We start from the raw sequence: 26,185 nt of genomic DNA, 5'->3' as shown, positions 1-26,185 counted from the left end.
AAGCCACGACGGCACCGAATGCTTCGCCCTAAAGGGGGTGTGCCGTGCTGTGATGATGATAAAAATGGTCTTTAAACAGGGCAAATATTGCAAATTTAATAATTTTCCACTTTATAATCGCAGGTTGACTTAGCAAGCCTCATTAAACGGAATCACATGGCAATCAATCACTGGCCGGAAGACCAGCGTCCACGCGAAAGGCTCATCCGCTTCGGCGCGCAGCACCTATCTGATGCTGAACTCCTCGCGGTTTTTTTGCGAGTTGGCGTAAGCGGTAAAAGCGCGGTCGACTTGGGTCGTGACATGCTCAGCCACTTTGGCTCACTACACGGCCTCTTCAGCGCCTCGCTAGATCAATTTTCCCTGGTGAATGGACTTGGCCCGGCAAAGTTCGCACAGCTACAGGCAGTGCTTGAACTCGCTCGTCGCTCGACCAGCGAAGAACTAAAAAGAGGAGACGTCCTGAGTTCGCCGGAGGCTGTCCGTCAATACTTGCAGCTCATGCTTGCAAAGAAAGCATATGAATCCTTTGCTGTGCTGTTCCTCGACGTGAAAAATTGTCTCATTACTGCAGAAGAACTGTTTCGAGGGAGCCTCATGCATACCAGCGTCTACCCGCGCGAAGTCGTCAAGGCTGCACTGTCACACAATGCAGCCGGTGTCATCATCGCGCACAATCACCCTTCCGGCAGTCCTGAGCCTAGTCACGCTGATCGTACGTTGACAAAGGCTTTGCAGCAGGCGTTGGGCTTGATCGACGTTCGGGTGCTCGACCATTTTGTGGTGGCAGGCAGCCGTGTTTATTCGTTTGCTGAACATGGCGAAATCTGACCGGCAAGGCAAGCCGATGAGAATGTTAAAAGCACGAATTCATATAAGACACAATTGTTTTTCGCAAGTCATTGAAAATTCACATTTTTTTGGCTATACTCTCGTTTTTTCCAAATCTGGAATATTTTAAGGAGTGAACCATGGCACGTGTTTGCCAAGTGACCGGGAAGGGGCCGATGGTCGGCAACAACGTTTCCCATGCTAACAACAAGACTAAGCGTCGCTTTTTGCCAAACCTGCAAAACCGCCGTATCTTCGTTGAATCCGAAAACCGTTGGGTTTCCCTGCGCCTCTCGAACGCCGGCCTGCGCGTTATCGACAAGATCGGCATCGACGCCGTCCTCGCCGATATGCGTGCCCGTGGCGAAAAAGTCTAAGCGGACATCTTTAGGAAATTATCATGGCAAAATCTAACCGCGACAAAATCAAGCTGGAATCGACTGCAGGTACAGGTCATTTCTACACCACCACTAAAAACAAGCGCACCATGCCTGAAAAAATGGCGATCATGAAGTTTGATCCCAAGGCACGCAAGCACGTTGAATACAAAGAGACCAAGATCAAGTAATCTTGCCTTTGCAATTTTTAGTGCAACAGAAAAGCCGTTCGATTGAACGGCTTTTTTATTTTCTCTCTCCGTCTTTGGTAAGTTAGGGGAACGCTTTGCCGATTTACAAGCAGATAACTAATTGGTGCGCCAAGAAAACCCAATGCAAAGGTGTCGTGGATTTACGCCACGCAAAAAGAAAGCGGCCCCTAACGAAGAGGGGCCGCTTGTTTTTATACTGGGACGCAGTCCCTTATATATGACTACTTTATGCGTAGCTACGCAGGCGACGCGAAAATTCCTGCAAAGCGCGAATACCCGAAGCTTCTGCACGCGCACACCAGTCCTGCAATTGCTGTAGCAACTGTTCACGACTGGAGTTGGAACGCTCCCATATCGCACCGAGCTCGACACGCATTTCATGCATGGTCTGTAATGCCTTGCTGTGCGCGAATAATTCGCTCAATTGCTGTTTCTGCGGCGCGCCAAGTTTCGCCGGCTCACGCTGCAACAGTTTGCGTGACGATTTCAGGCGCTTGTATTCCAGCTTGCCCTTGCTCGCCAAATTTTCGGATTCATCACGCCATGCACTTTTCACCGATTTTGCGTACTTGGCCATCACGTCATAGCGATTAGCAATAACGGACTGCAGCGTATCAAAGTCGGCCACACTCTTTTCACGATTGAATTTCGGCTCTGGGGCCACCTTCTTGACCTTCGCCAGACCGACTGTTTCCAGGATACGGATATACATCCAGCCGATATCAAATTCGTACCACTTGGAGGACAGTTTGGCGGATGTACCAAAGGTATGGTGGTTGTTATGCAGCTCTTCACCGCCGATGATGATACCGATCGGGAAGATGTTGGTCGCGGCATCGGCGCAGTCATAATTCCGATAACCCCAATAATGGCCAATACCGTTGATGATGCCCGCGGCGGTCACTGGGATCCACAGCATCTGCACTGCCCATACACTCAGACCGACTACGCCGAACAGCATGAGATCGATAATCAGCATCAAGCCGACGCCCTGCCAGCTGTATTTGCTGTAAAGGTTGCGCTCGATCCAGTCGTCAGGGGTGCCGTGGCCATACTTTTCCATAGTCTCGGCGTTTTTGGACTCGGCACGATACAGCTCGGCGCCTTCAAAGAAAACTTTCTTGATGCCACGTGTGACAGGACTATGCGGGTCCTCTTCGGTTTCGCATTTCGCATGGTGTTTGCGATGGATGGCAGCCCATTCCTTAGTCACCATGCCGGTAGTCAGCCACAGCCAGAAACGGAAAAAATGGCTGGGGATCGCATGCAACTCCAGTGCGCGGTGTGCCTGGCAACGATGCAGGTAAATGGTAACAGCGGCAATCGTGATGTGCGTTGCAATCAACGTGAATGCAACGACTTCCCAACCGGAAGCACCGGAAAGGCCGTTGGAAAGAAAGTTAAGTACTGCGTCAAGCATGGTGGTTTCGATGATGGTTACTCCAGTTGAATACATCGGGGTTCTTGCTATTCATGTATTTACCGAGGTTTTTACTTGGAAAACAAGATCCTATCCGCATTTCGCAGCAGATTGTACGCTGTTATGGCGCCTCGGTGACGGGCATTTTGGGGGAAATCCTGGGTTCAATTCCAGGAGGCAGATCAAGGATACGCACTTCATGCTGCGGAGAAGGCACTTCGATGTGATGCTTTTGAAAACTTTTCCAGATGGCCCGGTTCAGATCAGACAGTACATTTGCACGTCCGTTCTCGGGATCCGCAATCCAGAAACCCAGCTCGAGTTCGATTCGGTCGACATCAAAACGACTCAGCAAGCCTTGTGGTGCCGGTTCTTTCAGAATTCGCGGAATACCGATTGCCGCGTCCTCAAGCAGTTTCAGCACCATATCGATGTCCGTTTTATAAGGAACCCCTATACGTGTAGCAAGACGCAGGCTACGGTCGGTCAACGAATAATTTTGAACCGGACTGGACAACAACATGTCGTTCGGGACGACAGTTTCAATACCATCAAAACTCCTTACCACCGTGTAGCGGGTATTTATTTGCGTTACCTGTCCGAAATACTTGTCAACATTGACAATGTCACCGATGGCGAGGCTGCGTTCGATCAAGATCACAAAGCCGGAAACATAACTGCTAACAATCTTTTGGAGACCCAGGCCGAGGCCGACACCCAATGCGCCACCAAAAACTGACAGCACCGTCAAATCGATACCGACCAATGAAAGACTGATCAAAACGGCAAGCAGGATCAATACGGCGCGTCCCATGCGCGCCATTACGGCACGCAAGGAGGAATGCACGCTATCCATTCGCATCAGCCGTTCTTCGAGCGCTGCGCCTGCCCACAGCGCGAACATCAGGGTAACCACTACCGATGCCGCGGCCTGTGTTACTACCAGCAGCGATGCCTTGTGTCGCCCGACCGGGATCATCGTCTGTTCGAGGTAAGCGATCAGTTCCGGCCAGAGCCCCGTAACATAGAGTGCGACCCCACTCCACACGACGGCGGCGAATACTTTTTCAAACAATGAAAGCAGCGCTCCGGCATCGCCACTGCGGGCAAACACACGACGCAAGACGTAGAAAGCGAGGCGAATTAGCGCAAAGGAGCCTACCAGCGGGATTGCGAGGCGCAATAAATTGACATGTATCGACTGTTCCAGCACCAACTTGGACACTGCGATGAATGCTAACGCAAGCAGCGGTGCGAGCACGCGGGAAAAGCTTTCCGCGCCCAGCCGCATGACACGCAACTGCACATCATGCGCCGTCAGACGTCCTCGCAGTACCCGGGCAAGCATCCACCCAAGCGCCAGACTTCCGATAAGTGCGATGACTTGCCAGAGCAGGTTGGGATCATGAAGGTCGGCCCAGAGATCCGACAACAGGCTGGAAAGCAAGTTTTGTTTCATTTCTTATAAGGTATTGCCTCGTTTTTATGGCGCTCCCAGTTGCTGGCGTAGCGCTCGGCTAGTGCCGGATTATTCCGCACAATCAGCAGGTTTTCCGCATTCTTATGTTGAGCTGTCCAAGTGAAGTTGAAACTGCCGGTGATAACTACTGCCTTCGGGCTGGCAGCATCGATCACCATGACCTTATTGTGCGCATTCTGGTATTTGGTCTCAAGCCAGACGGGAATACCGCCAGCGGCCAGTTTAGGTGCTACTGAGGAATCGACTCGTTCCAGCTGATCAGCATCGACCAGCACCTTCACCTCAACGCCGCGTCGATGAGCTGCGAGAAGCGTAGTGGCGATTTTCTTGCTGGTCAACAGGTAGGCCTGGACGAGAACCTGTTGGCGAGCGCTGGCGATCACCTCGATGATCGCCGCCTCAATGTTGTCCCAGGGTGCGAAAAGCGGTTGCAGGGTTCCATGCGCTGCAATGGGTGGCGGCGCCTCAGTAGCCGTTGCAGCGGCCGCTGCGTCCAGATGAAGGGCATTCAGGGCAAGTACCCATCCGATGGCGCAGCGCATCAGGCGGTTTTGCATCAGGCGACTTTTTTCCGTTGGAAGACAGCGGCAAAGAAGCCATCAGTATGATGAATGTGCGGAGAAAGCTTGAGATAATCCTGCATCTCCAGCGCCACTTTTTGCTCTTCCAGGATATCTTTCATCGGCACCAATTCAAATCCTTCATGGGTAGCCAGGAATTGCTGGGCGACCGCTTCATTTTCTTCATCCAGCAGGCTGCAGGTCGCATAGACCAACCGTCCTCCGGGTTTGAGCAGCCGCGCGGCACTGGCGAGAATGGACACCTGCTTCGCATTGAGTTCGACAATCGATTCCGGCGTCTGGCGCCATTTCATATCCGGATTGCGGCGTAATGTACCCAAACCGCTGCAGGGCGCGTCGACCAGGACACGATCAATCTTCGATACCAGGCGTTTGACCTTGGCATCGTTTTCATGGGCAATCACCACCGGATGCACATTCGACAGGCCGCTGCGAGCGAGTCGCGGCTTGAGCTTGCTGAGGCGCTTTTCCGACACGTCGAATGCATACAGACGACCGGTATTACGCATCGCTGCGCCCAGGGCGAGCGTCTTGCCGCCCGCGCCGGCGCAGAAATCCACCACCATTTCGCCCCGCTTCGCCCCCAAGATCTGAGCGAGCAACTGGCTGCCCTCGTCCTGCACTTCGATTGCGCCTTCCTTGAATAGCGGAAGATTTTGCAATGCCGGCTTTTTCATGACACGAATGCCGAGCGGCGCATACGGTGTGGGCTCGCACAGGATCGGCGCCTTGGACAGTTCGGCGATGACGTCTTCGCGTTTCCACTTGAGCGCATTGACGCGAAGGTCGAGTGGCGCAGGACGGTTGAGCGCTTCAGCCAGTTCGAGCGTTGCTGCTTCGCCGTCGCGCTCGACCAGTTTGTCGAACAGCCATTGCGGCAAGTTGGCACGCAGCGTCACCGGCAGGCTGTTGCGGTCGATTTGTGCAATTCGTTGCAGCCATTCGGTTTCTTCCGCGGACAGGCTGCCCAGGTTGTCGACGCCGACTGCGTCCGCCAAACCAAGCAAGGTCAAGCGGCGCATCGCCGGGCCATGGCCGGATTCGGCAAAACTCGCATACGCAAGCTTGTTGCGCAATACCGCATAGACGCCTTCGGCTATAGCGTTGCGTTCACGCGAGCCGAGTTTGGGATGTTCGCGGAAATAACGGGAAATGATGACGTCGGCAGGGCCGGTGAAACGCAATACTTCGCGCAAAACCTCTTCGGCGGCGCCTACGACCGCTGGGTGCAATCTCATGGAATTTCTTTCTCTTTATGCGGGTTGTGCCGCATCTGCAATATGGACCACGCCGTTGTCAATCGACAGCCGGCCTTCGACGTACCAGCGCACGGCCTTTGGATAAAGCACATGCTCTTCGACCAGCACGCGATCCGCCAGTGTGTCTTCAGTATCGCCGGAAAGTACCGGCACCGTTGCCTGTGCGATGATAGGGCCGTGATCAAGTTCCGCAGTGACGAAATGCACGGTCACGCCGTGCACCTTGACGCCGGCCGCGAGTGCCTGTCGATGGGTCGCCAGTCCCGGAAAGCTGGGCAGCAGCGACGGATGGATATTCAACATGCGCCCAGCGTAATGCTCGACGAAGCCGGGAGTCAGGATGCGCATGAAACCGGCCAGCACAACGAGGTCCGGCGCAAAGCGGTCGATCGTAGCCTGCAACCGGGCATCGAAGGCTTCACGCGACGGAAAATCCTTGCTGACGACAACTTCGGTAGCGATGCCTTGCTGTGCCGCGAATGCAAGGCCTTCGGCGTCGGCGCGGTTACTGATGACTGCCGCGATGCGGCATGGCCAGCCTTCCGCTTTGGCCGCGCGAACAATGGCTTGCATGTTGCTGCCGCGTCCGGAAATCAGGATAACGATATTTTTCATGGCGCGCATTTTACCGTACCGGCCTACCTGCCCCACCTGAATGAAATAAAAAAGCCGACCTGCGGCCGGCTCTCCAATGATTAAAAACCAAACTCCAGCTACTGGAAAGAATAAAAGACACGAAAGGCAACTTTCTTTTCTGCCCAGAAGTCGGCTGCGTCCCGAAATACATCGAGCAGCGTTTCGCGCGCTTCCTTGTCAAATTTCGGCGTGTTAGGGAGTTGTTCAATCACGACCAGAAAACCCGGTTGCGGCCCGGCCTTGTAGGGTAGATCGGTCAGACAATCGCTGAGCGCGTCGAAATTCTTGCCGAAGTGTTTCGGGAAATGAAAGGCTTGGGCAATGCACGCCAATACTTGCTGTTTTGTCGTTGCATCAGCGCAATAAGCATAAAGAAAATGCTGACCAAGACGCGCGGCCTCTTCCTGCAATTCCGTCACCCGGAATGCGCGGATGGACTGCACCAAATTGGGTGGCACGGTTTTAAACAGGCTCATGTCTTCCTCGGTACGGGGAATGAGGTTCATGGATTCTCTGTGCGATGGCTCGAATAGCATATTCTTGCTTCTTACTCTTTGATACGCCGGAAGGTTTCGTAATGGTCATCGGTATAGTAGTACTCGCCCGACGATTGCGGATCTCCGCCACTGACAATGCGCCTTGCGCCGCGGTTGCGCGCGCCAGGGGTCTTTACCGTGAATTCGTGATAATAACCGCGCTTCTGCTTGGGTAAAACTCCTTCAAAATTCCTGAAAACGCGGCCGTCGTTCGGGTAGGGGAAGGGTCCGCCGCGCTTGATGAGTTCCAGTGTCTGACGCCCTTCCCTGGGTAAACCCTCAACAGGAATAATGCCGATCGGAGCCGGTCCCTTGGCAAATAGGTGAAGGGAAAAGAACAGCGTTGCGAGAAACAGCAACCATCTGCTCATCAACTGCCGGTTCATGAGGTACTTTCCATTTTGTGAAGGTTTGACAATTCCGGTATCGGATACCGTAGGGTAACTGCTTGTTAAATGCGAATCAACCCTGAATACCCTAAATGTGGTATGTGATTTTCCTGGATGAAACTTTAGCAACGAATATCGTGAGAAGCATCCCAATTTGGGCGTCGTAATCTAAGACGAAAGGTTTTACGCCTGTGATACGAGTTTGAAGTTTGCCCTTGTTACGAGAAAGTTTCGTTCCTTGCGAAAAAAGCATTGAAAACCCCATCGCTAGCAAGGCGATGGCTGGTCATAGGCCGGCCTCCGGCGGTTTTGATCAACGTGTTGCGAGTGTCAGGTACTCCCAGTACACCATGCTTTCTCTTCGTTTTTTTGCTGCTCCTGCTTAGCCATACCAAAGAAGGCAAGAACGTCGTCACGACGGGCAAGCGCATCTTTCCGACCTAGCCGGATCAGCTCGCCGGTATAACTGGATTCAAACAACAGATAAGACGCCAGCGCCGCACCGCGCGCCTCGGTTGCGCCGATTCCTCCCAACAGCATCCGTATCGGACGCGGCAGGCTGCCAACTCGTCGGCTGGCAATTTCGTCAAGGCGCTCCGACGGAGCAATGATCAGCATCTGGATGGGGCGCAGTGGTGTCCGCGCCCTCTGCTCTTCGGTCAGCATCGAAAGGGTAAGATTCACGCGCGTCATGCGCTCAATGTCCACGGCAAGACTGTCGAGGAAGATGCTGGACAGGGCGTGGCCGGCGATCTGTGCAAGACTGGGATATTGCGGCGGACCGGGATTCTCCTGGGCGCGTTCATTGAGCCGTCCCGCGCCGATGACCAGTACCTTGTCGGCTCCCAGATGGATCGCCGGCGAAATAGGCGCGAGCTGGCGCATCGAGCCGTCGCCGAAGAATTCTCGTCGACCTTCGCAGTAAAGAGGTGTCGCCGGAAAAATCAGGGGAATCGCCGATGAAGCCAGCAAATGCTCCACTCCGATCTGGCTACGTAACGCCATCCGCTGTGAGCGCACCCAAGGCTCGATCTCGGCTTCGCTTTGAAAGAAGGTAATGTGGCGACCTGCCGTATAAGACGATGCAGTAACGGCCAGCGCATGCAGCTTCCCATCCATCAGCGCCGCATCCAGCCGTGGGAAGTTGAGCATGCGGTTCAGCAGCGTCACCAATGGCGTGTTGTCAAGCAGCGCATTTGGCGGACTGGCTTTCCATTTACGCAAAAGCCAGCCGAAGGACATCAGCGACAGCCATCTGGCGCCCGATCGCAAGACGCCGAGCGAATCGGCACGGTACACCTGCTCCGCGGCGAAGTGCTCCCACACCTGCAGGACCTTGTGCAGGCCTTCTTCGAAGTTATCGGCATGACAAGCCAGCGCGGTGGCGTTGATCGCACCAGCCGATGTGCCGCAGATAATGTCATAGGGATTGCGCGACGTCTCCCATCCTGCGTCGCGCAGGATGGACGAGACGCCATCCAGTACACCAACCTGGTAGGCTGCCCGTGCGCCTCCGCCAGTCAGGACGAGGCCAGTTTTTTTGCTCTCACTCATGACAAGAGATTAGCAGGCGACAATGCCCTTTGGGAAACAGAGACGCCGGGACCAACCTGAAAACAACGCGGCGTCATGTCGACGCCGGTTCACTGCGCTGTCCTTCCATGTCAGAAAGACATTAGTCACCCTTGACGATACCTTCACGGCGTGGGTCGGCGCCACCGAACCACATCTCTTCGCCATGGATATTCATGCGCATGATGCCCTGCAATCCCGAGGTCTGTTCCATGACACGAACATTGTGCCCTTTGGCCTTGAGCTGTTCGACCAATGCATCGCTTACCCTGCCCTGCTCCAGTTCGGTCGGCCCGTTGCGGCTGCCAAAATTGGGCAGGCTGATCGCCTGCTGCACATTGAGTCCCCAGTCGAGCGTTCCGACAAGGACCTTGCCGACATAATTGATGATTGCAGATCCGCCCGGGGAGCCTGTTGAAAGCACCAGCTTTTTCGTGCCCCGTTCAAACACGAAGGTCGGAGCCATGGAACTGCGCGGGCGCTTGCCGGACTGCACCCGGTTGGCAACCGGGCCATTGGCATCCACCGGATCGAAAGAAAAATCGGTAAGCTGGTTATTGAGCAGGAAGCCGCGCACCATCTGCCTGGAACCAAAGGCGTCCTCGATCGTGGTGGTCATCGAAATGGCATTGCCCTTGGCATCGACGATGGAAATGTGCGAGGTGGACGGCAACTCCGGAGAATTGTCGATGCCAAGTGCGAGCGCGGTAGCCGGTGGCACGCCAAATTTAGCCACGCCCATTGACTTGTCCGTAATCAGTGCTGCACGCTCAGCCAGGTAGCCTTTATCCAGCAGCGCCTTCGGGGTATTGCCGGGCAAGGGCACGAAATCGGTATCGGCGACGTAGCGGCCACGATCGGCATAGGCGAGACGGCCCGCTTCGGCAAACAAATGAATTGCATCGGCGCTGAGCGCACCATTCACGGGTGCGAGTGCGCGCATATTCTTTGCCTCCAGCATGCCGAGCATTTGCGCGATGGCGATACCGCCTGAAGAAGGCGGCGGCATGCCGCATACGGTCCAGGTTTTGTAGTCGGTACAGATCGGCTCGCGCATCTTGGCCTGGTAGCCAGCAATATCGGCTGCGGTCAGCAAGCCTGGATTGGTAGGATGGCTCTTTACCTTGGTTTCGATATCGCGCGCAATCTGGCCTTTGTAAAACGCATCGGCACCGCCTTTGGCGATATCGCGCAGAACCTGCGCCAGCTCAGGGTTTTTCAACACATGGCCCACTGGCCGAGGGTTGCCATCCTTATCGTAAAAATAGGCAGCCGCGACCGTATCCTTTTTCAGGAATTGTTCAGTTTTCAGCATGGCGTTCAAGCGCGGACTGACAGCGAAGCCTCGCTCCGCCAGTGATATTGCAGGCGCGAACAGCGATGCCCAGGGCAAGATGCCGTACTGCTTGTGCGCCAGTTCAAGCATGCGCAGCACACCAGGCGCGCCGACCGAACGTCCGCCGACGACGCCTTCATGGAAACTCATGGCCTTGCCTTCGGCGGTCTGGAACAATCGTTCGGTTGCAGCGGCGGGCGCGGTTTCCCGTCCGTCGAAGGCCTTCACGGTATTGCCATCGAAATGCATCATGAAGGCACCGCCGGCAATGCCGGACGACTGCGGCTCCACCAATCCCAGCACCATCTGCACGGCAATCGCGGCATCGACTGCGGAACCGCCGGCACGCAATACCCGGTAACCAGCCTCGGTTGCCAAAGGATTGGCAGCAGCGACCATGAATTTTTTGGCGGCCCAACCCGGCTTATCGGTAAAGCCGGAAGCGCTTTCCGGGGCCTGCATGCCGGGAACCGGGCTAGTTGCAACGGTTGGAGCTACCGGGGCGGCTCGTTGTGCGGTCTGATTGCTGGCACAAGCAACGAGCAGGAGGGATGCCGTGACGAGCAGGGAAATTTTTGTCTTGATCATGGCCGACTCCAGGGGAAAGGAGTGGCTAGTCTAATTTGACTGTGCGTGGCTGTCATGCGCTTGCCATCGCTAAATGCCGGATACTTGAGGTCGCTCACCGTACGGAAAGCAATGCTGCCATGCAAAAGGGCAAGCGATACCGAGGCATCGCTTGCCCTTTTCATGGGAAACAATTACTTGGGCTGCATACGGATAGCGCCATCCAGACGAATGGTTTCGCCGTTCAGCATCGGATTCTCAATAATCGAGCGAGCAAGATGCGCGTATTCGGCGGGCTTGCCGAGCCGCGGTGGGAACGGGACCATGCGACCGAGTGCGTCCTGCACCTCCTGGGGCATGCCGAGCAGCATCGGCGTCTCGAAGATACCTGGAGCAATGGTCATGACCCGAATGCCGTTACGCGACAGATCGCGCGCCATCGGCAGTGTCAGGCCTACCACACCGGCTTTCGACGCGCCGTAGGCCGCTTGTCCGATCTGGCCATCGTAGGCGGCGACCGATGCGGTATTAATGATGACGCCACGTTCACCGTATTCGTTGCCCTCGGTTTTGGACATGGCATCCGCGGCGAGACGCGCCATGTTGAAGGTCCCAACCAGATTGATGCTGACCACGCGCTGGAATACCTCCAGCGGATGCGGACCGTCTTTTCCGACAGTCTTGACTGCGGGCGCGACGCCGGCGCAATTGATCAGGCCGCGTAAGGTGCCCATGCCGGTGGCAGCATCAACGACCGCCTTGCCGTCGGCTTCGGAGGTGACATCGCACTTGACGAAACGCCCGCCCAGTTCCGCCGTCAACTTTTCGCCGGCATCTACCTGAACGTCGGCCAGCACCACCTTGCCGCCGTTATCGACGATCATGCGGGCCGTTGCCGCGCCGAGACCGGATGCGCCGCCGGTAATAATGAATACGCTGTTCTGAATCTGCATGTTCTCCTCTTTTCTAAACGGAAAGGTGATTGAGGTCTACGTCCAATGCACAGACCTGTCGGACTGGATATGGATGACGTTTACGTAAACGTAAGTCGTGCGATTGTAGCGAACTTTTTGCCGAAAAAGCAAAAAGACGACCGCGGCCGCCTTTTTGCCTGCTTCACTATTTAGTGAGTCCTGAAAACTCCCTATGTACCCTTATCTATTGCGTTGTTTTACTGCTTCGGCGCTGCCGAGTCCGTTGTCGGCGGCGTGCCTGCCGGCGCCGTGATCGAAGCAGGGCCGTGCGCACCGCCTGCCTGCGGCGCAGTTGCGGGAAGCAAGGGCACCAGCAGTAGTGCAACGATATTGATGATCTTGATCAGTGGATTGACAGCAGGCCCCGCTGTGTCCTTGTACGGGTCACCCACGGTATCACCAGTTACCGCCGCCTTGTGCGCTTCTGACCCCTTGCCGCCATGATGGCCGTCTTCAATGTACTTCTTGGCGTTATCCCAGGCACCGCCGCCAGTGGTCATCGAGATCGCAACGAAGAGACCGGTAATGATGGTACCCATCAGCAGTCCGCCAAGAGCAGCCGGTCCGAGCAACATGCCGACAAGAACCGGAACCACGACGGGGAGCAGCGATGGGATGATCATTTCCTTGATGGCCGACGCGGTCAGCATATCCACTGCCTTGTCATATTCCGGCTTGCCCGAACCATCCATGATGCCCTTGATGTCGCGGAACTGGCGCCGCACTTCGATAACGACGGCGCCTGCGGCACGTCCCACGGCCTCCATGGCCATTGCACCAAACAGGTAAGGAATCAGACCACCGATGAAGAGTCCAACGATGACCATCGGGTTGGACAGGTCGAAGGACGTACTCTTGCCAACCGAGTCAAGCGCGTGAGTATAGTCGGCAAACAGTACCAGTGCGGCAAGACCGGCGGAACCGATGGCATACCCTTTGGTGACTGCCTTGGTGGTATTGCCCACCGCATCGAGCGGATCAGTGATCGCCCGCACGGAATCCGGCAGTTCGGACATTTCGGCAATTCCGCCGGCGTTATCGGTAATCGGACCATAGGCATCGAGGGCAACGATAATGCCGGCCATCGACAGCATGGCAGTTGCGGCGATCGCGACGCCGTAGAGTCCTCCGAGCCAGTATGCGACGAGGATCGCCACGCAGACAGACAGCACCGGATATGCAGTCGATTTCATAGATACGCCAAGGCCGGCAATGATATTGGTGCCGTGGCCGGTGGTGGATGCTTCGGCGATGTGTCGGACCGGTTTGAAATCGGTTCCGGTGTAGTACTCGGTGATATAAACCATAAGTCCGGTCAGGACAATGCCAACCACCGCCGAACCCATCATGGGAACACGCATCGATTCGGGGAGAACCATCCAGGTGACGACGGCAAAGCCGATCAGCGACAGGCCGGCGGCCCACCATAATCCGGTATATAGCGCAGACATGATTTTCTTGCCAGGCTTGGCCTTGACCATCCAGCAGCCGATGATGGACGCCGGGATCGACACCGCAGCCAGGAGCAATGGATACAGCACCGCCTGCATTTCGGCGCCCTTGATCACCAGCGCACCGAGCAGCATGGTGGCGATCAGCGTGACGACATACGTTTCAAACAGGTCGGCCGCCATGCCCGCGCAGTCGCCGACATTGTCTCCGACGTTATCGGCGATGACCGCCGGATTACGCGGATCGTCTTCCGGGATGCCGGCTTCGACCTTGCCGACCAGGTCGGCGCCGACGTCCGCACCCTTGGTAAAGATGCCGCCGCCTAGACGTGCAAATATCGAGATCAGGGAGGCGCCGAAGCCAAGACCGATCAGCGGCTTGAGCACATCATGAACGGAGCTCGCATTTGCCCCCGAACTGGTGAGATACCAGTAGAACAGCACCACGCCTAGCAAGCCCAAACCGGCCACCAGCATGCCCGTGATCGCACCGCCACGGAAGGCAACGTCCAGCGCTTCATTCATGCCTTTGGTGGCGGCCTGTGCGGTGCGGACGTTCGCACGTACCGACACGTTCATGCCGATGAAACCGCAGGCCCCCGAGAGGACGGCGCCGATCAGGAATCCGGCTGCGGTTTTGAGGCCAAGGCCGGGAAGGATGGCTATAAGGATAAACAGGACAACGCCGACGATAGCGATGGTACGGTACTGTCGTCCGAGATAAGCGGCCGCACCCTGCTGAATAGCGAGCGCAATTTCCTGCATGCGGGCATTGCCGGCATCCTGTTTCAGGATCCAGCTCCGGGACATCAGTCCGTAGATGACGGCAAGCACACCGCATGCTACGGCAAACCACAATCCTGTTGCCATATCGACTCCTCCATATTGTTCACGACAAAGTTAAAACAACGACGACGTTCCGGAGGAGTACGACATTCGATGACGGCTACTTCAATAGCCGTTGTCTTATCCTTCGGGTACTACGCACTGCAAACTTTTACGCAACCTTTTGAAGCTCATCGCATCGGCAGCAAAACCTGCTCACTATTCAATATTCATTGCCCACTGTTCGCTGCCCGACAATCGTGTTTCAATTCCTCGCTGCACCCATCTCTAGCGGGCCATGCATGGCCGTTCCATTTTGGGCTCGATTGCTCCGATTAGGTTCAGCATGCCGAAAACAAAAAAGCGGACAATTGTCCGCTTTTTGATTCTTACTCAGCCAATGCTGCGAAGGCTCTGTCCCGGATGGTTTCAACCGGTCCGACTCCTTCAATTTTCCGATACTTTGGTGCGCCCGGCTGGCCAGACTTTGCCCATTTGTTGTAGTAGTCGACAAGAACTTCAGTCTGCTCGTGATAAACGGAAAGGCGCTTTTGCACGGTCTCTTCCTTGTCGTCATCGCGCTGGATCAGGTCCTCACCGGTGATGTCGTCCTTGCCGGCCACTTTTGGGGGATTGAAGGTGACATGGTAAGTACGGCCGGACGACTGGTGAACACGGCGGCCGCTCATGCGTTCGATGATAGCCGCATCAGGCACATCGATTTCAAGCACGAAGTCGATGGCCACACCGGCCTCCTTCATCGCGTCCGCTTGCGGGATGGTGCGCGGAAAACCGTCGAACAGATAACCATTAGCGCAGTCTGCCTGCTTCAGGCGATCCTTCACGAGGCCGATGATGATGTCGTCCGAAACCAGACCACCGGCATCCATGACTTTCTTCGCTTCGATACCGAGCGGCGTACCGGCCTTGACGGCGGCGCGCAACATATCGCCGGTCGAGATCTGCGGGATGTTGAACTTTTCCTTGATGAAATTCGCCTGGGTGCCCTTACCGGCACCGGGCGGTCCTAACAGGATGAGACGCATGACATTTTCCTAGACTGGTTTTAAATTTGGTGCAGTGCGAGATACGTTTCGTATGAAACAGCATGTTTGTATCACGCCAACTTTTCATGAAACTTACCACAGAATCTTGTTTAACCGGCAGGCTTGCCCGGAATTCTTCTATTTTCCTTGACCAAAATAAGCCTGTACTCTGGCGAGATCTTCCGGGGTATCCACACCTGCTGCAGGTGCGCCTTCGGTCACGTGGACCGCGATCGAATAGCCGTGCCACAGAACCCGCAATTGTTCGAGTGCTTCGATCTGTTCCAGCGGCGATATCGCCAGCCGAGGATAGGCCTGCAGGAAGGCATTGCGGAACGCATACAGGCCGATATGGCGCAGCGGCTGGTAACCCGGTGGGACGATTTCCCTGGACTGCGCGAAGCCATCGCGGTGCCAAGGAATGGTTGCGCGCGAAAAATAGAGCGCCCTACCCGACTTGTCGAGCACGACCTTGACGACATTAGGATTGAAGATGTCGGCAGGGTCATCAATTGCATGGGCCGCAGTCGCCATCGGCACATCGCTCTTGATCAGCTCACCGGTGGCCGCGATCAGTGCCGGAGAAATCAGCGGTTCATCGCCCTGGACGTTGACGATAACAGCATCGTCGCCAAGACCCATGGTGGCTGCGACTTCTGCAATACGGTCGGTTCCGGATGGATGGTCAGGGCGGGTCAGATGAACTTCAATACCGTGTGCCCGGCAAGCCGCAACGATGTCCTGATGGTCAGTGGCAACGGCGATACGCGCGGCACCGGATTGCGCTGCGCGTTCTGCGACGCGCACGACCATCGGTTTGCCGCCGATGTCGGCAAGCGGTTTATTGGGCAGGCGCGTGGAAGCTAGGCGCGCAGGAATAATGACGGTAAAGGACATGGGGGCATTTCCGGTAGACAAACCAAACGGATCGTTGGCGGAGCACCGTGCACCGGCGCATTCCGTCCAATATGCGGCTGCAGCGCCGGATTGATTGACCTGCCGTAGCGTTAGCTCGCCGCCGGCGTGCGGGGCGCATTGAGATCACGGGCTTCATCCGCCCACATGATCGGTATGCCATCCCGGATCGGATACGCCAGTTTGTCGGGGTTGCAGATCAATTCCTGCGCAGTCTTGTCGTACTCGAGAGGCCCCTTGCAGAGCGGGCAAACCAGGATATCAAGCAGTCGGGCGTCCACGACATTTCTCCACTATTCGTTTGGCGAGCGCACCGTCGACGCGCGCTGCCACAGGTACGACCCACAGGCGTGGGTCACTCTTTATCGTATCAATTTGGGTACATTTTACTGCATCCTTCTCCGTGACCAGGATGATATCGGCGGGAGCCTTCGCAAAAGGATTGTCCGCATAATCATAGTGATCCGGCAAGGGCAACGTCTGTATGGCAAGACCGGTCTTTTTCAGCATGGAGAAGAAACGTTCCGGATTGCCAATACCGGCTGCAGCAAGGATCCGTGGTGCGCGGATATTCGACAGCGGCACGGAATGCGATGGATCGGACAAGCGCACTGCGGAGTCGCCGGAGAGTTGCATCCGGAATGCCGGCTCGATCACCCGGGGAGGCAAATGTGGTGCATTGACGACCGTGAAGTCACGCGTCCGGCTGGCCGGTTCACGCAAGGGTCCGGCGGGAAGCATCCAGCCGTTGCCGTCCCCGCGTTCATCGCACAGTACGATTTCAATATCACGCTGCAACGCGTAATGCTGCAAGCCGTCGTCGGAAACGATGACATCGACGGACGGATGGACAGCAAGCAAAGCCTGCGCGGCAGCGACCCTGTTGCGCCCGACCATGAGCGGGCAGCCTGTGCGTAGGGCGATCAGCGTTGGCTCGTCGCCGACCTGGACAGGGGTGGTCCTTGCGGTCACTTCGACCGGACTTTCCGTGCTGGCGCCATAGCCGCGAGAAATCACGCCGGGCGTGAACCCCGCTGTGCGCAATTGTTCAATCAGCCAGATCGTGAATGGCGTTTTCCCGGTACCGCCGACAAATACATTGCCGACCACGATCACGGGCACCGGCAGCCGGGTACTGCGCAACCACCCGGCCCGGTATAGGCGCCGGCGCACCGAGACAAGCACACGAAACAGCAGGGAGACTGGCAGCAGCAGCCAAGCAAGCAAACCGCGCCGGCGCCAGGTGCGTGTCAGGAGTGATTCGGCAGCCGAGCTCATTTCCTGCCGCTGGTCTGGGCGGCGAAAGTAACTCTGTCGAAGCCGGCGATACGTGCCGCTTCCAGCACGTTGATCACAGACTGGTGCGCCGCAGTCGCATCGGCGTTGATGATGATCACGGGATCTTTTTTGGACTGGCCATGTGCATTAGATGCATTCTTCAGCTCTTCCGCGAGAGCTGCTGCATCGCGTGCGGCCACCTTGGTATTGTCGACTGCATAATGTCCTTGCGCGTCAACGCCGACGTTGATCTCCTGCGGCTGTTCCATGGCCTTTTCGGCGTCTGCGGTCGGCAGCGTGATTTGCAGCGCGGTGAATTTGCTGTAGGTGGTAGTCACCATCAGGAAAATCAGGATGACCAGCAGTACGTCGATGAAGGGAATCAGGTTGATGTCCGGTTCTTCCCTGCCCTTGCCTTTACGAAAATTCATGGCGCAGCCTTATTTGCGATTGCCGTGGACGATGTCGACAAATTTGACGGCCTGCTGTTCCATGTCGACGATAAAGCTGTCGACCAGCGCACGGAAATGACGATAAAACACGAGTGTCGGCATGGCGATGGCCAGACCGAAACCAGTGTTGTACAGGGCCACCGAAATACCATGCGCAAGTTGCGCAGGATTGGCGCCAGCCGCATTCTGCGACGCAAAGATTTCGATCATGCCCACCACCGTGCCGAACAGGCCCATCAGCGGTGCCAGCGTAGCGATGGTGCCGAGCGTGGTGAGAAAGCGTTCCAGCTCGTGGGCCGTGCCGCGTCCCGCTTCTTCTATGGTTTCTTTCATCACGTCGCGCGGCGCGTCGACGTTGCGTAGTCCGGCAGCCAGCACGCGGCCCAGCGGCGAATTCTGTTCAAGGTTCGCGATGACTTCCGGACCTATCTTGCCATTGTGATAAACACGGATGACGTCGCCGAGGAGATTGGCGGGAATGATGCGGCTGCGGCGCAGGTACAATACCCGCTCGATGATCAATGCCAGTCCGATAACGGAGGCAATTAGCAGCGGCCAGATGGGCCAGCCGGCAGCTTGAATAATGGCGAGCAAAACAGACTCCTGGTGTTCAATTCAGTCGGATGCAGAATGTATCGTGTTGAGCCTTCGCGGGCAAGGGCAAGGCCGTGGTAAAGCCGTCCTGTCGTTCGACCGAAGGTGTGGATAACTTTGTGAGTAAGTCTGTGGAATTTCGCAAAAGTGGTTGATTTTTAAGACTTTTTTCTTTCTTTGTAGAAATTTCCATGAATTAAGCATTCCTTACAAATCAAAGACTTAAGGATGACGAAAGTTGATTGTAACCAACTGTGACAGCAAGATGACGGTTTGGTGCGCCTGTGGACAGGTTTTCGTCTGGAGAGCCGCATGAACATTGACTCTTTAAACGAAGATACAAGCGCGGCGCCGTCCGTGCTCACGGTATCGGCATTGAACCAGGCCGTTGCACGGATGCTGGAGCGCAGTTTTCCACTGGCCTGGGTCTCCGGAGAGATCTCCAATTTCACGCGGGCAGCCTCCGGCCACTGGTACTTCACCCTCAAGGACGAAGGCGCCCAGGTACGGGCGGTGATGTTCCGTGGACGTGCGCAGTATGCCGGTTTCATGCCGCGCGAGGGCGACAAGGTCGAAGTCCGCGCCCTCGTCACACTGTATGCACCCCGCGGCGATTACCAGCTCAATGTCGAAGCGATCCGTCGCGCCGGCGTCGGCAACCTGTACGAAGCGTTTCTGCGCCTCAAGGACAAGCTGAATGCTGAAGGTTTGTTCGATCCGGCACGCAAGCGTCCGCTCGCCCTGTTTGCGCGCGCCATCGGCATCGTAACCAGTCCACAGGCGGCGGCGTTGCGGGACATCCTGACGACGCTGCGGCGCCGGGCACCACATGTCCGGGTGATCCTTTACCCGACCCCGGTCCAGGGCGAAGGCGCAGCCGACAAGATTGCCCAGGCGATCGCCACCGCCTCAGCACGTGCTGAAGTCGATACCCTGCTGGTGTGTCGGGGCGGGGGCAGTATCGAAGACCTGTGGTCCTTCAATGAAGAAGTGGTCGCTCGGGCCATCGTGGATTGCGCAATGCCGGTCATTTCCGGCGTCGGCCACGAAACCGATTTCACGATTGCCGATTTCGCTGCCGACTTGCGTGCGCCCACCCCGACCGCAGCCGCCGAAATGGCGGCCGCACCGCGCGCGGACTGGCTGGCCATGCTGGAATCCCATGCCGACGACCTGACGCGCGCCCTGCGCCGTCTCCTCTCGGATAGTTCCCAGACGCTCGACTGGCTGTCGCATCGGCTCGTGAGCCCGTCTGCGCACATCACCCATGAGCGACTGAAACTGCAGGGATTGCAGACCCGGCTTGCCCATGCCACGCGCACTCCCTTGCGGCAGGCACGATTCGCTGTCAGCCAGTTGCAAACCAGATTGAACGCACAACTGCCGCGTACCGGGCCGGTTCGCGCAAAGTTGACGGATGACGCACGACGGCTGGCGACGCGGATGACCACATTGACAATGCAGAGGCGACAGGCATTGGCCGCTCTCAGCGCCCAGCTTGAACTGCTCAATCCACAACGCACGCTCGAGCGCGGCTATGCGATGGTGTTGGATGGCAAGGGACGGATCGTGCGTACGCCGAAAGATCTTCGTCCGCGTGACGTCGTGACGGTAAGACTCGCCGACGGCGCAGCCGAAATCGGCATTGCCAGCGTCCAACCGACGCTGGAGTAAATAAGCGAATTGATCGGCCCATCTACCGCAAATCCGCGGCAAAAGTTGATGCAAACCTATTGGGGATGTATCAATACGCGCACATATGCAGGCTTGCCGCATCCGACATACAATTGAGCTCTTTCAAAAACAACATCAACCGCCCGAAAACAGAAAGGAAGCCAAATGGAACATACCCTGCCACCTTTGCCTTACGCGATGGACGCACTGCAGCCGCACATCTCCAAGGAAACGCTGGAGTACCACTACGGCAAGCACCACCAGGCCTATGTGACCAACCTGAACAACCTGATCAAAGGCACCGAGTTTGAAAACGCCTCCCTCGAAGACATCATCAAGAAGTCGTCGGGCGGCGTGTTCAATAATTCCGCTCAGGTCTGGAATCACACTTTCTTCTGGAACTGCATGAAGCCGAACGGTGGCGGTGCACCGACCGGTGCCGTGTCGGACGCGATCAACGCCAAGTGGGGTTCGTTCGACAAGTTCAAGGAAGAATTCACCAAATCCTGCGTGACCAACTTCGGTTCAGGCTGGACATGGCTGGTCAAGAAGGCTGACGGTTCGGTCGACATCGTCAACACATCCAATGCCGGCACACCGCTGACCACAGCAGACAAGCCGCTGATGACCTGCGACGTCTGGGAGCACGCTTACTATATCGACTACCGCAATGCCCGTCCGAAGTTTGTCGAGGCATTCTGGAACCTCGTGAACTGGGACTTCGTTGGAAAGAACTTTGCCTGACAAATCCTGATTGCCTATTGCCAAGGTAATAGACACGGGCCGGTGCCCTGAGGAACGACAGCGCGCCATCCCTATCCATGCCGCCCCGCGAAAGTCGGGCGGCATTTTATTTCGTGTCCCATTCCATTGACCCGGCCATCGATCTGACAGTACTCATAGAGTGGTGGATACTCTACAAATCCGCGTAGAAAATTTGTCGTTCATCGTTTGGGGCTTTATGGCATAAACGCAATTTATTGACGTTTGACGTAAAGCAAGCTTGCCAGCCGCAGCTACTGGCGACCTTCAATCGAAGGCTACCTGTTGTCGGCGCCAAAGCCGCCAATTCGCTGACGATAATGTTGGAAGCACACTAGCGGCTGGTGGCGTCATGGCCATAATGGAATGGAACTTGCACCGGTGCCGTATATGCCGGTAGTGGACGAGCTCAGGCAGAACTTTGTGATGGTGATGCAACTGGCGACCGGTCCGCGTCCTTTGATTCACTTTTAATAAGGAGTTAGTGCCATGGCTACGCAAGAACCGGGGGATAACCCTGCTCATTCCCCGCCTGAAGTCCCGGTAACGCCGAATCCGGCACCTGAGATCGCACCGTCCACCTGGCCGCAACCCGAAATTGTGCCGCCACAGGATCCGACAGGACCTACTGGACCGCAGGGTCCGGAAATCATTCCCGATCCTGCCCCACCGGAGTTTCCAACGACAATCGGTCCGGTTACCGCCATGTCTGCACCGGAAAGCAAGTAAGTCACGACGTTTCCCGCAGAGCGCTGGCAAGCCCATTGCCGGCGCTGCCGGCATAAGGGTGTAAAAGTTTCAATGCACTTACACAGTTCTCTATCGTTACAGACAGACAGTACAGACAGGCTCTCACATGCAAAATCCCGTCAACGCATTCAAGAAGGCTTTACAACAGCGGCAGGCCCAGATAGGCCTGTGGCTTGCCCTTGCCGATCCATACTGTGCGGAAATCTGTGCGGGCGCGGGGTTTGATTGGCTGCTGCTCGACGGAGAGCATGCGCCCAACGATGTGCGTAGCGTACTGGCACAATTGCAGGCGGTAGCTGCTTCGTCTTCGCATCCGGTGGTCCGTCCGCCGATCGGCGATACGGTGATGATTAAGCAGTTGCTCGATCTGGGCGTACAAAGCCTGCTGGTTCCTATGGTGGATACTGCGGAGCAGGCCGCCGCGCTGGTTCGCGCGACACGCTATCCGCCGGAAGGCGTACGTGGCGTTGGCAGCGCGCTGGCACGTGCATCCCGCTGGAGCCGCATACCGGATTATGTCGATCAGGCCAATGCGGAAATCTGCCTGCTGGTGCAAGTCGAGTCGGTAACCGGTCTGAACAACTTGGCCGCGATTGCGGCGGTCGATGGTGTCGATGGGGTATTCATTGGTCCGGCTGATCTCTCCGCATCCATGGGCCATCGCAGCAACCCGCATCATCCCGAAGTCTTGCGCGCCATTGATGACGCGATCAAGCTCATCATCAATTCAGGCAAGGCGGCAGGCATCCTTGCATCGGATGAAACGCTCGCCCGTAAATATCTTGAACTGGGTTGTGCTTTCGTCGCGGTCGGTGCTGATGCGACCCTGCTCTCGCGCGCCAGCAGCGCGCTGGCCGCCCGCTACAAGGAAACCGCCACGGCTACCACCTCGACCGGCAATTCGGTATATTGAATCAAGCTTCTTTCATTGCCGTTCATGGCGATCAATTGTGATTGATTATGATCGGTTGCGGCTCAGCGTGCCTTGCGCGTTCGATTGCGCCGCGTCGCATCTCGATGAAACGCTTCAAGCTGTTGGCGCACCACGGCCTGACCGTTTTCAATGACAAAATCCTGAAACGCTGCTGCCACCGTCGGAATCGGCTTGTCAGTCAGATGCATCACATACCAGTCAGCCTCCACTGGACTCTCGGTCATGGGCAGCATGCATGCGAGACCCGCCTCGAATTCCAGCGTGCAGGCATGCACCGACAGGAAAGCCACCCCGAGTCCTGCGACCACCATACGCTTGATCGCTTCATTGCTCGACATCTCGGAACCGATGCGCAGTGGATAGGATGCCTCCTTGAACAAGCGCTCCACCGCCGTGCGTGTGCCCGACCCGCGTTCGCGCACCAGCAGGTTAGCTTCCATGATATGCGCCAGAGAGACGCGCTTAAGCTTCATCAATGGATGATCAGGACTGGCGATGAAGGCCATCGGGTGCTTTGCAAACACCGCTGCATTAGTCCGAAGTTCGCGCGGCGGTGTACCCATAATGGCAAGATCGATTTCATGCCGGCTCAGCAGGCTGATGATTTCGGGACGGCTGCCGACCTGAAGCTTGATACGCACATCGGGACGCTCGGTGGTGAACTGCACCAGCATCGGCGGCAATAGATATTCCGCCGTGGTCACAGCACCAATGCGCAAGGTACCGCTGATCACGCCCTTCAGTGCAGCGACTTCATCAGTCGCCTCTTCCCACAGCCGAAGTATCCGGTCAGCAAAATCAACCATCACTTCACCGGCAGCAGTCAGCTGAATACCGCGACCCGATTTTCGGGTCAGCGGCGTGCCGGCCGCTTCTTCCAGCATGCGCAGCTGGAGCGAAACAGCGGGCTGCGTCACATGCAGCGCATCAGCCGCGCGGGATACGCTTTCATGTCGTGAAACGAGCAGTAGCGCCTCAAGCTGTTTAAAGCTCGCATGATTCATAAGCTATGCCTTATCAAATTTACAGAAAAATTAATTTTTCTTTTCAATTGCCTGCGCATATATTAACAGCCAACAGACGCACATAACGCACTCCCGCCTTCATTGGCGCAACCTAACCGCGATATCTTATGGGAATTGATTTGCTTATATTCGGCCTTGACGGCGTCATGTTCGACACAGACGAGGCACAGGTTAATGCATGCAACGACGCCTTTGCGCATTGCGGTATCGCGTTTCGCTGGACTACCGCCCAGTATCGTGAAGCGGCGCGTGCCCACGGTGCGTTCAATGCCATCTCCGCGATCATTGGAGGCATCGTTCCGTCACTAACAAACCGACAGTTTGATGAGCTTGTGTGCGAGAAAAATCGTTTGCTTCACCAATACGTGCTGGCAGGCATGGCGAAGCCGCATCAAGCTTGTGTGAGTCTCGCCAGCGAAGCTCATGCAAGCGGTTGCAAGCTTGCAGTCGTAACCGACATGCCGGCGCGCACCACGACCGTATTGCTGGAACAGAGCTTTGGGAATACGGTCACCGATATGTTTGCGGCCGTGGTCAGTGGTGCGGTATTCAACGACGCTGCCGGGAATGGACCGCACCATCTGGCGATGCGTACAGTCGGCGTCGACGGATCTCACAGCGCCGCCATCGATACAACGGCACCTGCCCTGCATGCCGCGCAAGCAGCCGGTATCTGGACCATTGCCGCGACACCGTATGCGAAAGACGTGGCACGCATTGCCGGCGCCGACCTATGGTGCCCGCAATTACAGGAACTGCGTGACCTGATCGGCCGGAAGCAAACACCGCGTGAACGCAGCAAGCATTTCGTCACATTCGATTCGCTGCGCGTGCTGAAGAAAAACCAGCTAGACGGACTCCCGGTCCTGCGTCCGACCTTGCCGATTCGCTCTAATGCCTGAAACCTAATACCTGATGCCTGATCGGCAAAGCGACGTGCGCAAGCTGTCTCATCACGAATTGTTAATCTGTCTGGAGGTACGAGATGCATACCATAGTCATTGCAGGAGGAGGAGCCGGCGGGCTTGAGCTCGCAACGCGGTTGGGCGACAGTCTCGGCAGGAACGGACGCGCTCGCATCATTCTCATCGACCGCTCACCCACCCATTTCTGGAAGCCGCTGCTGCACACAGTCGCGTCAGGCAAGCGCGACCCGCTAATGCACGAAGTCGCCTATTCGGCACAAGCAGCAGAGCATGGCTTCCAGTTTGTCTGCGGCGAAGTGCTGAGCGTGGACCGCACCCACCGTACCGTCAGCATTGGCCCTTTCCGCAGCGACGACGGACAGGAAATCTTGCCGGCGCGAAGCCTGCACTACGACAAACTGGTGCTTGCATTCGGCGCCGTCACTAACTTCTTCAACATCCCCGGTGCAGCCGAACACTCAATGACGCTCGACAGCGTCTGGCAGGCCGAGCTTTTCCGCAAGCGTTTTCTTGCCAACTGCATGCAGGCGAGTAGTCGCCGCCTGGCAGGCGCGAGCGAAGGCACGATTGTCAATATCGTGATCGTCGGAGGCGGCGCCACCGGTGTGGAGCTGGCCGCGGAACTAAGTCATACGGTACGCACGCTGGCGAAGTACAACGTGCATACGCTCGATCCCGATCACGATGTGCGGGTCAGCGTCGTCGAGCGCGGCGAACTCTTGTTGCCGCATCTGAATCCACGCTTGTCCAAGCGTGCTGCACGTTATCTGCGCTCGCTCGGCGTGGAAGTATGCACATCGACCACCGTGGCGCGCGTCGATGCGGATGCGGTGCTGGATACCAACGGAATAAGGCATGCAGCAGACATCACTCTATGGGCCGCGGGTGTAGAGGGTCCTGCGGTCTGTGCGACGCTGGGACTGCCGATGAATCGTATCAGGCAGATCATCGTCAACGCCGCTTTGCAAACGCCGGACGACGCCAGTGTGTATGCGATCGGGGATTGTTCGAATTATGTCTGCCCGGAGAAAGGCGCAGCCGTTCCACCGCGCGCCCAGGTCGCCCATCAACAGGCAATGTATCTCGCCGAGGTGCTGGCGAAAGAACCCGGCATCAAGAGTCCCGCCTTTCAGTATCGCGACTATGGCTCACTGGTTTCCCTTGGTCCTTTCGCCGCAGTGGGCAGTCTGCTGGGGGCTGCTCCGGGACGCGAGATGCTCGTAGGCGGTGTGATCGCACGGGTGTTGTATGCGCTGATGTACCAGAAGCATGTGATGGCCCTGCACGGCTTCATTCGCATGGCTGCACAAACAGTGGCGCACTGGCTACGCAGCAAGGTATCGCCGTCGGTAAAGCTGCATTAGAGATGAGTTGATCAAAAGA

At 56.6% G+C, this 26,185-nt stretch carries 27 protein-coding genes; 9 read left to right on the top strand and 18 right to left on the bottom strand.

The features are described from left to right. Positions 1-156 precede the first annotated feature (156 nt). From radC to rpmG, 3 genes are all read left to right on the top strand, one after another. The gene (gene radC, locus ACFQUU_RS07965; RefSeq protein ID WP_382245201.1) at positions 157-831 is read left to right on the top strand and encodes a DNA repair protein RadC; all 675 of its coding nucleotides are present in this window, start codon (positions 157-159) and stop codon (positions 829-831) included. A 140-nt stretch (positions 832-971) separates the two neighbouring features. After that, positions 972-1,208 carry a 50S ribosomal protein L28 gene (gene rpmB, locus ACFQUU_RS07960; RefSeq protein ID WP_041296590.1) on the top strand — a complete coding sequence of 79 codons (237 nt, stop codon included), beginning with the start codon at positions 972-974 and terminating at the stop codon, positions 1,206-1,208. A gap of 23 nt (positions 1,209-1,231) precedes the next feature. After that, a complete protein-coding gene (gene rpmG / locus ACFQUU_RS07955; protein WP_057292919.1) occupies positions 1,232-1,399 on the top strand; it encodes a 50S ribosomal protein L33 in 168 nt (55 codons plus the stop codon). Between the two features lie 247 nt (positions 1,400-1,646). Here the strand turns inward: rpmG and ACFQUU_RS07950 are convergent, their stop codons facing one another. From ACFQUU_RS07950 to ACFQUU_RS07870, 17 genes are all read right to left on the bottom strand, one after another. Beyond that, positions 1,647-2,840 (bottom strand): fatty acid desaturase, encoded by a 1,194-nt coding sequence (locus tag ACFQUU_RS07950; protein ID WP_382245748.1) that lies wholly within the window; start codon positions 2,838-2,840, stop codon positions 1,647-1,649. Positions 2,841-2,961: 121 nt separating this feature from the next. Then, positions 2,962-4,299 carry a mechanosensitive ion channel family protein gene (locus tag ACFQUU_RS07945; RefSeq protein WP_382245197.1) on the bottom strand — a complete coding sequence of 446 codons (1,338 nt, stop codon included), beginning with the start codon at positions 4,297-4,299 and terminating at the stop codon, positions 2,962-2,964. After that, entirely contained in the window at positions 4,296-4,877 is a 582-nt protein-coding gene (locus ACFQUU_RS07940) for a phospholipase D family protein (RefSeq protein ID WP_382245194.1), read from the bottom strand. Before ACFQUU_RS07940 ends, ACFQUU_RS07945 begins: the two co-directional genes overlap by 4 nt. Beyond that, positions 4,877-6,139: an RsmB/NOP family class I SAM-dependent RNA methyltransferase gene (locus ACFQUU_RS07935; RefSeq protein ID WP_382245192.1), complete on the bottom strand. Its 1,263-nt coding sequence runs from the start codon at positions 6,137-6,139 to the stop codon at positions 4,877-4,879. Before ACFQUU_RS07935 ends, ACFQUU_RS07940 begins: the two co-directional genes overlap by 1 nt. Positions 6,140-6,154: 15 nt before the next feature. Then, the gene (gene purN, locus ACFQUU_RS07930; RefSeq protein ID WP_382245189.1) at positions 6,155-6,784 is read right to left on the bottom strand and encodes a phosphoribosylglycinamide formyltransferase; all 630 of its coding nucleotides are present in this window, start codon (positions 6,782-6,784) and stop codon (positions 6,155-6,157) included. Between the two features lie 89 nt (positions 6,785-6,873). Beyond that, the gene (locus ACFQUU_RS07925; RefSeq protein ID WP_382245186.1) at positions 6,874-7,332 is read right to left on the bottom strand and encodes a barstar family protein; all 459 of its coding nucleotides are present in this window, start codon (positions 7,330-7,332) and stop codon (positions 6,874-6,876) included. Positions 7,333-7,343: 11 nt separating this feature from the next. Continuing rightward, on the bottom strand, positions 7,344-7,718 hold the full coding sequence (locus ACFQUU_RS07920; protein ID WP_382245183.1) for a ribonuclease domain-containing protein: 375 nt from the start codon (positions 7,716-7,718) through the stop codon (positions 7,344-7,346). 333 nt (positions 7,719-8,051) lie between these two features. Beyond that, positions 8,052-9,275, bottom strand: a complete 1,224-nt coding sequence (locus ACFQUU_RS07915; protein ID WP_382245180.1) for a patatin-like phospholipase family protein — start codon at positions 9,273-9,275, stop codon at positions 8,052-8,054. Between the two features lie 121 nt (positions 9,276-9,396). Then, complete coding sequence (ggt, locus tag ACFQUU_RS07910; protein ID WP_382245177.1) at positions 9,397-11,217, bottom strand: gamma-glutamyltransferase; 1,821 nt, start codon at positions 11,215-11,217, stop codon at positions 9,397-9,399. 173 nt (positions 11,218-11,390) lie between these two features. Next, positions 11,391-12,149, bottom strand: coding sequence for a 3-hydroxyacyl-CoA dehydrogenase (locus tag ACFQUU_RS07905; protein ID WP_382245174.1), 759 nt, complete (start codon positions 12,147-12,149; stop codon positions 11,391-11,393). Positions 12,150-12,367: 218 nt separating this feature from the next. Then, positions 12,368-14,491: a sodium-translocating pyrophosphatase gene (locus tag ACFQUU_RS07900; protein ID WP_382245171.1), complete on the bottom strand. Its 2,124-nt coding sequence runs from the start codon at positions 14,489-14,491 to the stop codon at positions 12,368-12,370. 344 nt (positions 14,492-14,835) lie between these two features. Next, positions 14,836-15,492 (bottom strand): adenylate kinase, encoded by a 657-nt coding sequence (adk, locus tag ACFQUU_RS07895; RefSeq protein ID WP_057292928.1) that lies wholly within the window; start codon positions 15,490-15,492, stop codon positions 14,836-14,838. Positions 15,493-15,630: 138 nt separating this feature from the next. Further along, positions 15,631-16,389, bottom strand: a complete 759-nt coding sequence (kdsB, locus tag ACFQUU_RS07890; protein ID WP_382245168.1) for a 3-deoxy-manno-octulosonate cytidylyltransferase — start codon at positions 16,387-16,389, stop codon at positions 15,631-15,633. A gap of 110 nt (positions 16,390-16,499) precedes the next feature. Next, on the bottom strand, positions 16,500-16,688 hold the full coding sequence (locus tag ACFQUU_RS07885) for a Trm112 family protein (RefSeq protein WP_057292929.1): 189 nt from the start codon (positions 16,686-16,688) through the stop codon (positions 16,500-16,502). Next, complete coding sequence (gene lpxK, locus ACFQUU_RS07880) at positions 16,669-17,685, bottom strand: tetraacyldisaccharide 4'-kinase (protein WP_382245165.1); 1,017 nt, start codon at positions 17,683-17,685, stop codon at positions 16,669-16,671. Before lpxK ends, ACFQUU_RS07885 begins: the two co-directional genes overlap by 20 nt. Next, the gene (locus ACFQUU_RS07875) at positions 17,682-18,116 is read right to left on the bottom strand and encodes a biopolymer transporter ExbD (RefSeq protein ID WP_057292931.1); all 435 of its coding nucleotides are present in this window, start codon (positions 18,114-18,116) and stop codon (positions 17,682-17,684) included. Before ACFQUU_RS07875 ends, lpxK begins: the two co-directional genes overlap by 4 nt. Before the next feature lie 9 nt (positions 18,117-18,125). Next, positions 18,126-18,731, bottom strand: a complete 606-nt coding sequence (locus ACFQUU_RS07870) for a MotA/TolQ/ExbB proton channel family protein (protein ID WP_382245161.1) — start codon at positions 18,729-18,731, stop codon at positions 18,126-18,128. Positions 18,732-19,043: 312 nt separating this feature from the next. On the opposite strand from ACFQUU_RS07870, the gene xseA reads away from it, so the two are divergent. From xseA to hpaI, 4 genes are all read left to right on the top strand, one after another. Then, entirely contained in the window at positions 19,044-20,405 is a 1,362-nt protein-coding gene (gene xseA / locus ACFQUU_RS07865; RefSeq protein WP_382245158.1) for an exodeoxyribonuclease VII large subunit, read from the top strand. Between the two features lie 165 nt (positions 20,406-20,570). Beyond that, the gene (locus ACFQUU_RS07860; protein WP_382245155.1) at positions 20,571-21,149 is read left to right on the top strand and encodes a superoxide dismutase; all 579 of its coding nucleotides are present in this window, start codon (positions 20,571-20,573) and stop codon (positions 21,147-21,149) included. Positions 21,150-21,656: 507 nt separating this feature from the next. Continuing rightward, positions 21,657-21,896, top strand: a complete 240-nt coding sequence (locus tag ACFQUU_RS07855) for a hypothetical protein (protein WP_382245152.1) — start codon at positions 21,657-21,659, stop codon at positions 21,894-21,896. A gap of 127 nt (positions 21,897-22,023) precedes the next feature. Beyond that, positions 22,024-22,830 carry a 4-hydroxy-2-oxoheptanedioate aldolase gene (gene hpaI, locus ACFQUU_RS07850; protein ID WP_382245149.1) on the top strand — a complete coding sequence of 269 codons (807 nt, stop codon included), beginning with the start codon at positions 22,024-22,026 and terminating at the stop codon, positions 22,828-22,830. Positions 22,831-22,892: 62 nt separating this feature from the next. Here the strand turns inward: hpaI and ACFQUU_RS07845 are convergent, their stop codons facing one another. Further along, positions 22,893-23,855, bottom strand: coding sequence for a LysR family transcriptional regulator (locus tag ACFQUU_RS07845; RefSeq protein ID WP_382245146.1), 963 nt, complete (start codon positions 23,853-23,855; stop codon positions 22,893-22,895). Between the two features lie 128 nt (positions 23,856-23,983). Between ACFQUU_RS07845 and ACFQUU_RS07840 the strand changes: the two genes are divergently transcribed. Beyond that, on the top strand, positions 23,984-24,778 hold the full coding sequence (locus tag ACFQUU_RS07840) for an HAD hydrolase-like protein (RefSeq protein ID WP_382245143.1): 795 nt from the start codon (positions 23,984-23,986) through the stop codon (positions 24,776-24,778). 83 nt (positions 24,779-24,861) lie between these two features. Continuing rightward, on the top strand, positions 24,862-26,166 hold the full coding sequence (locus ACFQUU_RS07835; protein WP_382245140.1) for an NAD(P)/FAD-dependent oxidoreductase: 1,305 nt from the start codon (positions 24,862-24,864) through the stop codon (positions 26,164-26,166). The last annotated feature ends 19 nt before the right edge of the window (positions 26,167-26,185 follow it).

Source organism: Herbaspirillum sp. GCM10030257 (assembly GCF_042666555.1).
Lineage (GTDB): Bacteria > Pseudomonadota > Gammaproteobacteria > Burkholderiales > Burkholderiaceae_D > Noviherbaspirillum.
The sequence above is the reverse complement of the archived record's forward strand: the minus strand, read 5'-3'. Positions and strand labels throughout refer to the sequence as shown.

Excerpts from the sequence above, each read along its gene's own strand:
- xseA (WP_382245158.1), top strand. The coding sequence starts at position 19,044 with ATGAACATTGACTCTTTAAACGAAGATACAAGCGCGGCGCCGTCCGTG.
- adk (WP_057292928.1), bottom strand. The coding sequence starts at position 15,492 with ATGCGTCTCATCCTGTTAGGACCGCCCGGTGCCGGTAAGGGCACCCAG.
- ACFQUU_RS07915 (WP_382245180.1), bottom strand. The coding sequence starts at position 9,275 with ATGAGTGAGAGCAAAAAAACTGGCCTCGTCCTGACTGGCGGAGGCGCA.
- ACFQUU_RS07855 (WP_382245152.1), top strand. The coding sequence starts at position 21,657 with ATGGCTACGCAAGAACCGGGGGATAACCCTGCTCATTCCCCGCCTGAA.
- rpmG (WP_057292919.1), top strand. The coding sequence starts at position 1,232 with ATGGCAAAATCTAACCGCGACAAAATCAAGCTGGAATCGACTGCAGGT.
- hpaI (WP_382245149.1), top strand. The coding sequence starts at position 22,024 with ATGCAAAATCCCGTCAACGCATTCAAGAAGGCTTTACAACAGCGGCAG.
- lpxK (WP_382245165.1), bottom strand. The coding sequence starts at position 17,685 with ATGAGCTCGGCTGCCGAATCACTCCTGACACGCACCTGGCGCCGGCGC.
- ACFQUU_RS07860 (WP_382245155.1), top strand. The coding sequence starts at position 20,571 with ATGGAACATACCCTGCCACCTTTGCCTTACGCGATGGACGCACTGCAG.
- ACFQUU_RS07940 (WP_382245194.1), bottom strand. The coding sequence starts at position 4,877 with ATGCAAAACCGCCTGATGCGCTGCGCCATCGGATGGGTACTTGCCCTG.
- ACFQUU_RS07945 (WP_382245197.1), bottom strand. The coding sequence starts at position 4,299 with ATGAAACAAAACTTGCTTTCCAGCCTGTTGTCGGATCTCTGGGCCGAC.
- ACFQUU_RS07905 (WP_382245174.1), bottom strand. The coding sequence starts at position 12,149 with ATGCAGATTCAGAACAGCGTATTCATTATTACCGGCGGCGCATCCGGT.
- ACFQUU_RS07925 (WP_382245186.1), bottom strand. The coding sequence starts at position 7,332 with ATGCTATTCGAGCCATCGCACAGAGAATCCATGAACCTCATTCCCCGT.
- kdsB (WP_382245168.1), bottom strand. The coding sequence starts at position 16,389 with ATGTCCTTTACCGTCATTATTCCTGCGCGCCTAGCTTCCACGCGCCTG.
- ACFQUU_RS07950 (WP_382245748.1), bottom strand. The coding sequence starts at position 2,840 with ATGCTTGACGCAGTACTTAACTTTCTTTCCAACGGCCTTTCCGGTGCT.
- rpmB (WP_041296590.1), top strand. The coding sequence starts at position 972 with ATGGCACGTGTTTGCCAAGTGACCGGGAAGGGGCCGATGGTCGGCAAC.
- ACFQUU_RS07900 (WP_382245171.1), bottom strand. The coding sequence starts at position 14,491 with ATGGCAACAGGATTGTGGTTTGCCGTAGCATGCGGTGTGCTTGCCGTC.
- radC (WP_382245201.1), top strand. The coding sequence starts at position 157 with ATGGCAATCAATCACTGGCCGGAAGACCAGCGTCCACGCGAAAGGCTC.
- purN (WP_382245189.1), bottom strand. The coding sequence starts at position 6,784 with ATGCGCGCCATGAAAAATATCGTTATCCTGATTTCCGGACGCGGCAGC.
- ACFQUU_RS07835 (WP_382245140.1), top strand. The coding sequence starts at position 24,862 with ATGCATACCATAGTCATTGCAGGAGGAGGAGCCGGCGGGCTTGAGCTC.
- ACFQUU_RS07845 (WP_382245146.1), bottom strand. The coding sequence starts at position 23,855 with ATGAATCATGCGAGCTTTAAACAGCTTGAGGCGCTACTGCTCGTTTCA.
- ACFQUU_RS07840 (WP_382245143.1), top strand. The coding sequence starts at position 23,984 with ATGGGAATTGATTTGCTTATATTCGGCCTTGACGGCGTCATGTTCGAC.
- ggt (WP_382245177.1), bottom strand. The coding sequence starts at position 11,217 with ATGATCAAGACAAAAATTTCCCTGCTCGTCACGGCATCCCTCCTGCTC.
- ACFQUU_RS07875 (WP_057292931.1), bottom strand. The coding sequence starts at position 18,116 with ATGAATTTTCGTAAAGGCAAGGGCAGGGAAGAACCGGACATCAACCTG.
- ACFQUU_RS07920 (WP_382245183.1), bottom strand. The coding sequence starts at position 7,718 with ATGAACCGGCAGTTGATGAGCAGATGGTTGCTGTTTCTCGCAACGCTG.
- ACFQUU_RS07935 (WP_382245192.1), bottom strand. The coding sequence starts at position 6,139 with ATGAGATTGCACCCAGCGGTCGTAGGCGCCGCCGAAGAGGTTTTGCGC.